Origin of the sequence: Candidatus Competibacter phosphatis (genome assembly GCF_012939995.1) — a bacterium.
GTDB lineage: Bacteria > Pseudomonadota > Gammaproteobacteria > Competibacterales > Competibacteraceae > Competibacter > Competibacter phosphatis.
Genome location: NZ_SPMZ01000005.1, coordinates 20,427 through 30,224 on the forward strand (window position 1 = coordinate 20,427; position 9,798 = coordinate 30,224).

The 9,798-nt window shown below is 56.6% G+C and carries 8 protein-coding genes and 2 pseudogenes; 7 read left to right on the forward strand and 3 right to left on the reverse strand.

Annotated elements, in window-relative coordinates; genetic code table 11:
• Nucleotides 1-65 precede the first annotated feature (65 nt).
• From E4P82_RS01585 to E4P82_RS01615, 7 genes and pseudogenes are all read left to right on the forward strand, one after another.
• Nucleotides 66-1,170: pseudogene (locus E4P82_RS01585) on the forward strand (pilus assembly protein PilM).
• A gap of 1 nt (nucleotide 1,171) precedes the next feature.
• The gene (locus tag E4P82_RS01590; protein ID WP_169247261.1) at nucleotides 1,172-1,738 is read left to right on the forward strand and encodes a PilN domain-containing protein; all 567 of its coding nucleotides are present in this window, start codon (nucleotides 1,172-1,174) and stop codon (nucleotides 1,736-1,738) included.
• Nucleotides 1,739-1,741: 3 nt separating this feature from the next.
• Complete coding sequence (locus tag E4P82_RS01595) at nucleotides 1,742-2,428, forward strand: type IV pilus inner membrane component PilO (RefSeq protein ID WP_169247262.1); 687 nt, start codon at nucleotides 1,742-1,744, stop codon at nucleotides 2,426-2,428.
• On the forward strand, nucleotides 2,425-2,823 hold the full coding sequence (locus E4P82_RS22685) for a pilus assembly protein PilP (protein WP_169247263.1): 399 nt from the start codon (nucleotides 2,425-2,427) through the stop codon (nucleotides 2,821-2,823). The genes E4P82_RS01595 and E4P82_RS22685 overlap by 4 nt, the downstream gene beginning before the upstream one ends.
• 10 nt (nucleotides 2,824-2,833) lie before the next feature.
• Nucleotides 2,834-3,013, forward strand: a pseudogene (locus tag E4P82_RS23450) (pilus assembly protein PilP); the annotation flags it as partial.
• 47 nt (nucleotides 3,014-3,060) lie between these two features.
• Nucleotides 3,061-5,271: a type IV pilus secretin PilQ gene (locus E4P82_RS01610; protein WP_169247264.1), complete on the forward strand. Its 2,211-nt coding sequence runs from the start codon at nucleotides 3,061-3,063 to the stop codon at nucleotides 5,269-5,271.
• An 84-nt stretch (nucleotides 5,272-5,355) separates the two neighbouring features.
• On the forward strand, nucleotides 5,356-7,809 hold the full coding sequence (locus E4P82_RS01615; protein ID WP_169247265.1) for a hypothetical protein: 2,454 nt from the start codon (nucleotides 5,356-5,358) through the stop codon (nucleotides 7,807-7,809).
• A 244-nt stretch (nucleotides 7,810-8,053) separates the two neighbouring features.
• On the opposite strand, the gene E4P82_RS01620 is transcribed toward E4P82_RS01615, so the two are convergent.
• From E4P82_RS01620 to E4P82_RS01630, 3 genes are all read right to left on the reverse strand, one after another.
• Nucleotides 8,054-8,584 carry a transposase gene (locus E4P82_RS01620; protein ID WP_169247266.1) on the reverse strand — a complete coding sequence of 177 codons (531 nt, stop codon included), beginning with the start codon at nucleotides 8,582-8,584 and terminating at the stop codon, nucleotides 8,054-8,056.
• Between the two features lie 7 nt (nucleotides 8,585-8,591).
• Entirely contained in the window at nucleotides 8,592-8,804 is a 213-nt protein-coding gene (locus E4P82_RS01625; protein ID WP_169247267.1) for a winged helix-turn-helix domain-containing protein, read from the reverse strand.
• Nucleotides 8,805-8,929: 125 nt separating this feature from the next.
• Nucleotides 8,930-9,798, reverse strand: an 869-nt coding sequence (locus E4P82_RS01630; protein ID WP_169247268.1) for an IS4 family transposase, incomplete at its 5' end; no start/stop codon positions are given.

Sequence of the window (9,798 nt, forward strand, 5' to 3'; positions counted from 1 at the left end):
TTGTTTGCTATATTTCCAAGGTACAGGTTTGATTCGTTCAATCAGATCAGTTGAGGAAGCGTAACTTGGCTCTGTTCAAGCGTAAAGAATCTATTCTGGGCATCGACATCAGCTCCTCGTCAATCAAGTTGGTCGAGTTGAGCCGTTCCGGACCGCGATTCCGGGTTGAGGCTTTCGCCGTCGAACCGCTGGGCGAGGGGATGATGGAGGACCGTAACCCCGCCGATCCTGATGCGATGGGGGAGGCGATCAAGCGGGCTTGCCGCAGATCGGGTACCCGCTTGCGCCACGCGGCCGTCGCCGTGCCTACCTCCAGCGTAATTACGCGCACCATACCGATGCCGGCGGAATTCAAGGAAAGCGATGTCGAAGTGAACATTTCGATCGAGGCGGCTCAGTATATCCCGTACCCCATCGAGGAAATCTATCTGGATTTCGAGGTGAAGGGTCCGTCCCAAGCCAGCAGCGAAATGCAGGATGTCATGCTGGTGGCCACTCGCAAGGAGAATGTGGATACTCGGGAAGCCGCTCTCAAAAGTGCGGGTTTGGTTCCGGTGATCGTGGATATCGAGGCCTATGCCTTGGAAAACTCGTTCCGTCTGCTGATGGAGGGTTTGCCCAAGACTGGCGGCGGCGGGCCGCTCAACCTGGACAAACCGCGAGAAGGTCTGGTCGCGTTGATCGATATCGGTGCCACCATCACTAATTTGTACATCCTGCAGCAGGATCGCGTTATCTTTACCCGCGAACAGGGTTTCGGTTGCGATCAACTCACCCTTCGGATCGCTGAAACCTATGGCTTGTCTCGGGAGCAGGCCGAACAGGCCAAACGCTCCGCCGATCCGGTGGCCGAGGATTTTGCCACAGCCGTTCATGAACCTTTCAAGCACATGTTGGCCGAGCAGATCGGGCATGGCTTGCAGTTCTTTTTTTTCCTCCGACCAATATGCTTCGGGCCGCTATAATGTAGATACAATCGCCCTGGTGGGAGGCGGTGCCATGATCGCGGGTTTGGATCGGGTGTTGGCGGACGTGCTGGGCATCGCCACGGTGGTTGCCAACCCCTTCAAGAACATGGGCAGCGCCGCCAAGGTGAACAGTAGCGCCTTGTTGCGCGACGCGCCCATGCTGGCGGTTGCCGGTGGACTGGCCCTGAGGAGTTTCGACTGACATGACGCGCATCAATTTGCTGCCTTGGCGTGAAGCGCGCCGTGCTCAGCGACAGCGCGAGTTGGTCGCGATGCTGGTCACGGCGGCGTTGGTTGCCGCCGGCATCGTGTTTCTGGTGCAAACCGAAATCGCCAACCGCATCGAGTACCAGCAAGAGCGCAACGGTTATCTGCGCGGCGAGCTGGCCCGACTCAAGAAAGCCGCCGAGGAGATCCAGGCACTACAACAAACCCGAAACCGGCTTGTGGAGCGCCTTAACGTCATCCAGAAATTGCAAGCCAGCCGTCCCGGCATGGTGCGGATGCTGGATGAGTTGGTCCGACTGGTTCCTCAGGATATTTACCTGACTGCTTTCAAGACCACCAGCAATCAGGTGACTCTCAACGGCATCGCTCGCTCCGACCTGATCATTTCCGAGTTCATGCGCGACATTCGGGATGCCAAGCTGTTTGGCGAACCAGTCTTGCAAGTTATTCAGACCAAGGATTTGAATAATGTGCAAGCGCGAGTGTTCGAACTGGTCGTTCCGCTGAAACTGGATGCGGAGAAGGCGGATGCGGGGGGGTAAGACATGAATCTGTCGGAGATCAACCTCAACGACTTCGATCTACGGGAAGCTGGTGATTGGCCCTGGGTCGGTAAGATCGTGCTGGTCGTCTTGGTCATCGCCGCCGTGCTGGGAGCGGGGTATTACTTCTTTACCAGTGACCGTTTGGAAGAGCTGGATCGGGTGACCCGCGAGGAGCAGCAATTGCGGCAGGAGTTTATTGAAAAGCAGCGAGTCGCGGCTAATCTGGAATCGTTTCGGGCACAGCTCAAGCAGATGGAGGCTGAACTGGAAGTGATGCTACGGCAGTTGCCGACCGGTACGGAGATGCCTGATCTGCTGGAGGATGTGTCCAGTACCGGCAAGAAAAACGGTCTGGACTTCGAGCTATTCAAGCCCGAGACCGAACAACCTCGGGATTTTTATGCGGCTAAGCCGATCACCATCAAGGCGCAGGGGACTTATCATCAGTTCGGCGCATTCGTCAGTGGGGTTGCGGCGCTGTCCCGGATCGTGACCCTGGAAAATGCGACGCTGACCAGCACCAACGATAAGGCGGCAAAGGGCGGCAAGAAAGCGGGTGATGCAGAATCCCTCAGCATCCAGGCTACCTTGCAGACGTATCGCTATATGGATGAAGCCGATGCGCCAGCCTCGGGTCAGCAAAAAGGCGCGGGTCAGCAAAAAGGTAAGAGGATCGGCAAAAAATGAACGCGTGCTTTTTTCCGAGTTTCGCCACAGCTATCCGCGCTATTTCATTGCTGATCGTGGCGTTGGTCGTGGCGGGGTGTGCACAGCGCGATATGACCGACTTGCAGCAGTTTGTTGAGACTACCAAGCGCACTACACCGGTAAAGAAGCCCGATCCTCCACCGGAGATCAAGCCTTATACGCCATTTGCCTACACCGCGCAGGGCGTCAAGGATCCATTCATCGTGGCGCCGTTTGCCCAAGAGGAAGAACTTGAGCTGACGCAGGCGTTGGCGGCCCAGCAAAGCGGTAGCTACACTGGCGTACGACCCGATCCCAATCGGGTACGTGAAGAACTGGAAAAGTACTCATTAGGCTCGCTCAAGATGATGGGTACTTTTCGCATGGGGGGGTAACAACCAGTTATGGGCGCTGATTCTGGCGCCCGATGGTGTCGTGCACCGGGTACAGAACAATAATTACCTGGGGACCAACCACGGCAAGATTGTCGATATCACGGAGCAGCGGTTAGATTTGCGGGAGATCGTTCCGGATGGACCCGGGCGCTGGCAGGAACGGGATGCGTTTCTGTCGCTTACCCAATGATCGAGGGGGAAGTGTCATGACGAGCAGGTCCACGAGCGAAGGCCAACATGACCGGCGACCGGGCGGGGGATGGCTGTCGCCAATGTTGGCGGTTACGGCTTTTTGGATTGGAGGAATGCTGTGGGGGGGGGTGGACCGAAGCGTTGGCGGCGGCTCCCGAACGAGAACCGGTGTTGCAGGCGGTGGATATCAGTCCGCTGGCCGGTAACCGTTTACAGCTTCGCTTCCGGCTTTCGGAAGCGCCCGCGCAGCCGCCGAGCACGTTTACCATCAACGAGCCCGCGCGCATCGTGTTGGATTTTTTGAATACTCGCAACGGCCTGAACACACGGCAGCAATCCATCAATGTTGGTGTTGCCGATCGGATCAGCGTGCTGGAGGGGTCCGATCGGACCCGTGCCTCGCTGAATCTGGCACGGCTAGTGCCCTATAAGGTTCAAATGCAGGGTAACATCGTGTTGTTGACCTTGGAGAATGCGGGAGCGAGCGCCGCAAAGACCCCGGCGCCTACCGTGACGGCATCGGTGGCCGCCGCCGCCTCATCCTCATCGCGACGCAGCGAAGCCCCGGCTGCGGCGTCGCGCAATGTCAGCGATGTCAGCTTCCGACGTGGCCCGGGTGGGCAGGGCGTGATTACGGTCAAGCTGTCGAATCCGGGCATACCGGTGGATGTGCGGCAGGAAGGTAATCAGATCATCGCCGATTTCCAAGGGGCGACCTTGAAAAAAGGCCAGCAGCGACGTCTGGACGTCACCGATTTCGCCACCCCGGTCACCACCGTGGAGGCGCTGAACCGGGGTAACAACGCCCGCTTGAGCATTCTGCCCAGTCCACCGTTCGAATACTTGGCCTATCAGGCCAACGATTTATATGTGATCGAGGTGCGCCCGCCGCAGAAATCTGCGGAAGAAGAAGAGAAGGAAGCAGCGCTTGATCCATCCAAGAAGAAGTACAAGGGTGACTTGCTGTCACTGAACTTCCAGGATATCGAGGTGCGGGCGATCCTGCAGATTCTGGCGGATTTTACCGGACTGAACATCGTGGTCAGCGACAGCGTGAAGGGTAACCTGACGTTGCGTTTGCAGAACGTACCCTGGGATCAGGCGCTGGATATCATCCTTCGCACCAAGGGTCTGTCCATGCGTCAGAACGGCAATGTGGTCTTCATCGCCCCAACCGAGGAAATCGCGGCCCGCGAGAAACTGGATCTGGAATCGCACAAGACGGTGCAGGAGTTGATCCCGTTGCGGACCGAAATCATTCAGGTGAATTATGCCAAGGCGGCGGGGTTGGCGGCCTTGCTCAAGCAGGCCGGTGAAAAGGGACAAACCATGTTGTCGCCGCGCGGGGATGTGGTGTTCGACGAGCGCACCAATTCCCTGATCGTCAAGGATGTGCCCGACAAGCTGGGAGAGATCCGCGATCTAGTCACTAAGCTTGATATACCGACCCGACAGGTGATGATCGACTCGCGGGTGGTGATCGCCAGCGATGATTTCAGCCGTGATCTGGGTGTTCGCTTTGGCGTGACCGGTGTCAATCAAGGTGGTAGCAGCGTGAATACGCTGAGCGGCAGCCTGCAGGGCACTAGTACCATGGTCGACAGTGCGGTGAATAATTTGATCAGCACTGGCCAGCCTTTCCCAGTGACGGTACCGGATCTCGATCAGCGCTTGGGGGTGAATTTCCCGGTAGCGGGGCCGAGGTTGGCAATGTCGATTCTGGGGGCGGATTATCTGGTGGACCTGGAACTGTCGGCGCTGCAGGTCGAAGGCAAGGGTGAAATCATTTCAAATCCCCGGGTGGTGACCGCCGATCTGAAGAAGGCGACGGTTCTGCAAGGCCGGCAAATTCCTTACTCGACGGTCAGCCAACAAGGAACCAATGTCGAATTCAAGGATGCCTTCCTGAAATTGGAGGTGACGCCGCAAATCACGCCGGATGATCGTGTCCGTATGAATCTCAAGGTTTCCAAGGATGAGCAGGGTGCCACCGTGGCAACTGCGACCGGGGCGCAGGTCAGCATCGATAAGCGTGAAGTCGAAACGGAAGTCATGGTGAACAACGGTGAAACCGTGGTGTTGGGCGGTGTTTTCGAGCAAACCAAGCGTGATGATGTCAGCAAGGTGCCTCTGTTGGGAGATATTCCTTTGTTGGGGTACCTGTTCCGAACGACGGGCAAGAGCAATACCAAGCGCGAATTGCTGATCTTCGTGACACCGCAGATCTTGAAGAACGGTGCACTGGCCGAACGTTAACGCTTTAAAGAACAACATGATTTCATCGCGGGGAGATAAGCCATGCGACTATTGAGTCGGTTAACGGGTTTTGCGGAGTTATTGTTGCTGGCCGTCGTGTTGGTCATCTGGGGTGGCAGTAGCGATGCCATCCGCTTTGATGGTAGTGGCGGCGGCGGGTTTACCGGCGGGTTTTTCGGACAAGAACCGATTACCGTCGAGATGACCGCCGATAAGACCACGCTGCCATTGAACATCACCAATGCGGGAGTTAATCCGAGCGGTCCATATACCAATACGATCACCGTCATTGTTAAAAAGAATGGCAATCTGTTTCCGGCGCCAAACGTTGCGATCAGTATCGTCTCGGGTCTTTCCAGTGGAGCGCTGTTTTACCTGGATGGTAACGCGGAGCACGAAGATGACAATGGCAATCCCTTGGCGTTTCGCCGGCTGACATTTGAAGACACCGATGGCGTCGTTACGGCTCACTTTCATGCCAATAGCACGCCGGGGACGGTGGTGCTGGCGGCTTCCGCCACCGATCCGAATACCGGGCAGGCGATCAGCGCCAATCTGACCATCAATGTGACGGGTGGCGGTACCGGTGGCGTTGGTGGTGGCTCGCCGGCCATGGTCAATTTCGTCATGGATACCAGCCCCGTCTATATCCGCACCAATCCCGATGGCACCACCACCGTTGCGCAGCGGAATTTCAAGCTATTCCAAGTCTTTGTGCTGGATGACTTCGGCCAGTCGATCAATCCTGGCGAAGGTCACATGCTGCGAATCGAACTGCTGCCGAACCGGCCGAACGGTGGTGAGTGGTTGAGCGCGACCGATGCTGCGGGCAATGCGCAAGAAGGAACCTCTATTCTGACCGATCCCATCGGAGGTGCGGCGACTGTGACTTTACACAGCGGTACGCTGCCCGGCACGGTTCTGATTTCCGCGACGGCGGATCGAGCGGATAACAATGTGGATAACGGTATTCAGATACCGATCACCAATTATGCCTCGGTATCGATTGGGACGGGCGAACTGTCTTCGCTGACGTTCAGCGGGCCGCTTACGGATGCGGTGTTGGGACGGAAAAACAATTTGGCTGCCCAATTGGTCGATCCCACGACGCTGGCAGACCCATTTACCGCCGAAGGGGCCAAGGATACCTTGTGGAATGGCATGTTCACGCGTTTCGTGTCGGTGATTGCCAGCGATCCCTACGGCAACCCGCCGCCCGCAGGCACGCCGATCACTTTCCGGCTGATCGATTCGCCGTTGGACATGCTGGTGAACCGCTATCCCGATCAAGGACACGGTCAGTTCGCCATCACTGGGTACAACGGCGATCCACAGGAGGGGAGCTGGGAATTCTTCGCGCCCAACCGTACGGTGTCGCGAGTCGCTGGCGATACGCTGAATCCCTTTGTGGTCCCGAATGGCGTCTCATACGCTGTGGCCGATCCGCTTTGTCTCCTAGTGTTGCAGGATCCCGAAATCATCAATCCGAATTCGAGCACGATCAACGCCTCACCTTCGGAAGGGCGCGCGGAATACCATGTGGGTAGCCGGATTATCACCGGGCGGGCAGGGAACATGCTGGTCGTCAACACTCCGTTCAATCAGACCCAGCAGAATGTAGGCGCCAACGTTTGGTACACGGTTGGTTGCGCGCCGCATAAGGGTAACGTCATGAACTTCAACATGATCAATAGCCCGGTGTTCGGATTGACGGAAGTGATCGTGACGACCGATTCCAGTGGTGTGGCGAATACCATCATGAATTATCCGGCGAGCCAGGTAGGGCGGCGGTTCATGCTGGTGGCTGAAGGAAATGGCGGCAAGGTGGGTGCGGTCATGACGCATTGGTATCTGGGTACGTCGGATAACAGCATTTTGACTATAACTCAACCGCTGCAACTGGCACAGCAAGTAGCTACCATAGCGCCAATTGACTTGGTTCCTTGGCCGGGATTGATTACGGTCACTCAGGAAGTGGCTTCAGGGACGGCAGTCAGTTTGCCGGTTACGTTGCAATTGTTGGATGGCGGTATCACTTCTGGAGGTACATTGGTTCGCACCCCGCTTCCTGGTGTGCCGATCGCGGTGGAGATCGTCATTAGTGATCCGGCTGAAACGGCGGCGATCGCGGCGGAGGAAGCCCTGGTAAGCGCGCAAACTGCTTATGATGTGTTCGTCGCCGCTAACCCAGGGGTCTGCGATTTAATCGCGGATCCAGCGAACCCGGAAGCCGTGGTTGAGAGAGACCCGGAAAAATGCGCTACGCAAAAGGGACTGGCGACTACGTTGGATAATGCGAAGATTGCCGCCGCCCAAGCACGCGCGGTTGCCAACTTGCACACACCCACGGCGTCGGTGACTCCATCCACGCTGGCCAGCGGTGCGGGCGGGTATGCCAATCTGGTGTTGCAAGTCAACGATTTGCCCACGGATGGCAGCGTGGACTTCTTCTTCTCTACCGTTGGCCCCGAGATTAGCAGCGAAACGCTCCAGGTCACGGTAAAGCCGCCACAGCCGGCAACTACTACGACACAGTGAGTCTCGAACACGGCAAGAGGTAATCTCTCTTCCTTGCCAGTCACCTAACAAGACCGGCGGTGTGATCCCCGCCGGTTTTTTGTTGGCTGTGTCTATGTGCGAGGACTCCTGGCTTGCAAGCGGGCTCTCGAAAAGGTTGGCGTGGCCCGATGCGAAGCTGAAGAAACTCAGCGCAGTGGGTGTTGCGAGTGCATCCGTCGACAGCGCATTACGCATGTCGAAAATGGTAGATTATACCATTTCCTTATATAGTTTTCCTATACAGATTGTGGAATTTTTTAAAATACCAATCAATCTTATTGAAATCAAAAGTCTGCTGATTGATAAAATCAGAGAAACATCTCTTTACTTGTCGAAATGTTTTATTCTTGTAAAAATGCTTTCGCAAGAAATTTTTCCCTCTCAACCACACATCTTCAACTGGGTTTTGTTCGGGAGCGTTCGGTGCAAATAATAGACAAGTAATTTTCCAGTTTTTCTCTTCCAAATCTTCATTGACTTGATTTAAATACGTGCGAACTTCTTCGCTACGATGGTAACTAGCTCCATCCCAAATCAGAATGAGCTTTTTATCCGGATTGAGATTTTGCAAGTGCTTGATAAAAGCAACAGTATTTTTACTATTCCCACCATCGTGAGGCATCAGGACAAAATCACGATGATAAAGATTCAACGCGCCATAATAGGTTTGTCTTTGTTTGATGTTTTGAATCGGGACTCCCGTTTTTTCGTTTCGCCGACCCCACACGTACCCTGTCGTATCGCCCCACAACAAATGACACTCATCTTGAGCATAAACAATGACTTGACCTTCTGCTATTTCTGCCTGCCGAGCCTCCAGTTTTTTTAATCTCCTCTTGTTTCAGCAACACCAGACCCTTTTCTTTTTTCGGGTTCGTCGCCTGAGTTCGATGCCAACTCAGTCCCGCTTCTTTCAGAATATCGTAGTAAGATTGTTTCGATTGATAAACGACATCATAGCGCCGCTCGATCATGATTGGTAGCTCATATACCTTATAGATGCTGTCGATTCCACACATCTCTAACCGGTTGATTGGGCATGGAGATCGGAAGCCAATTCCATCCCCCAGGCGAGATCGCGCGCCCGCTGCAAGCCGATCTAGAGGGCTTGGGGAGCGGGTGGTCCATCGCATTTGCGCCCCAAATGACCGCCCAGGCGGGCGATCCAGCCGAGCATGGCCGGCAGCGACGGCGGGAGAGCTGGTGGAGGGTGGCGGTGAATCGCGATGTAAACCGCCCGCCATTCGGCCGAATCCAGGACTACATCGCACGGCAGGTCGGTGGCGGCCCGCCCCAGCGCGGTCAGGTACTGAATCCGCCAAGCGATGATCAGGTACAAGGCCAAGGCCGGTTCCAAGCGTTCCACGGTGCTGAGCTGCAAGGCTTCCACCCGGCAACCGGTTTTGAAGATTCTAAAAAAAACCTCGATGCTCCAACGGCTTCCGTACCATTTGAGCAACTCGGCCGCCTGGGCCAAGGTGGTGGCCGGGCGGTTGGTCAGCAGGCGCCAGTCGAGCGGTTCGACCCCGTCGGGCGTGGAGGCTTCTCGCGCCCGCAGCGCGGTGACCGTCACCGATTCGGCCCCCTTAGGCGACAAGGTGACCCGTTCGGCCCGCACCGTCAGCACCACCGGCCGGCTCGGTCGGTTCGGCCGGGCCGGGAGGGTGAACGCGACCTCGCCCAACAGCGGCGCTTGAGCCAGCCGGCTCCACAGCTTGTCGCCCTCGGCCAGGCAGCGGTCGTGGGTGGCCCGAATCAGCCAGTCGATGCCCGGTTCTCGCTGCGCCCGGACCATGAACTCGTGAATGTCGCATTCCCGGTCGGCGACGTAGATCAGGCGGGTGTCGGGCAGGGTCTCCGCCAGTTCGGCGCAGCGCGCAAAGCCTTCCAGCCAGCGCATGCTCTCCTTGGCCTCGATCGGCCAATGCCGCTTGTCTTCGCCCGAAGGTCGCCCGGTCGCGCGCCCAC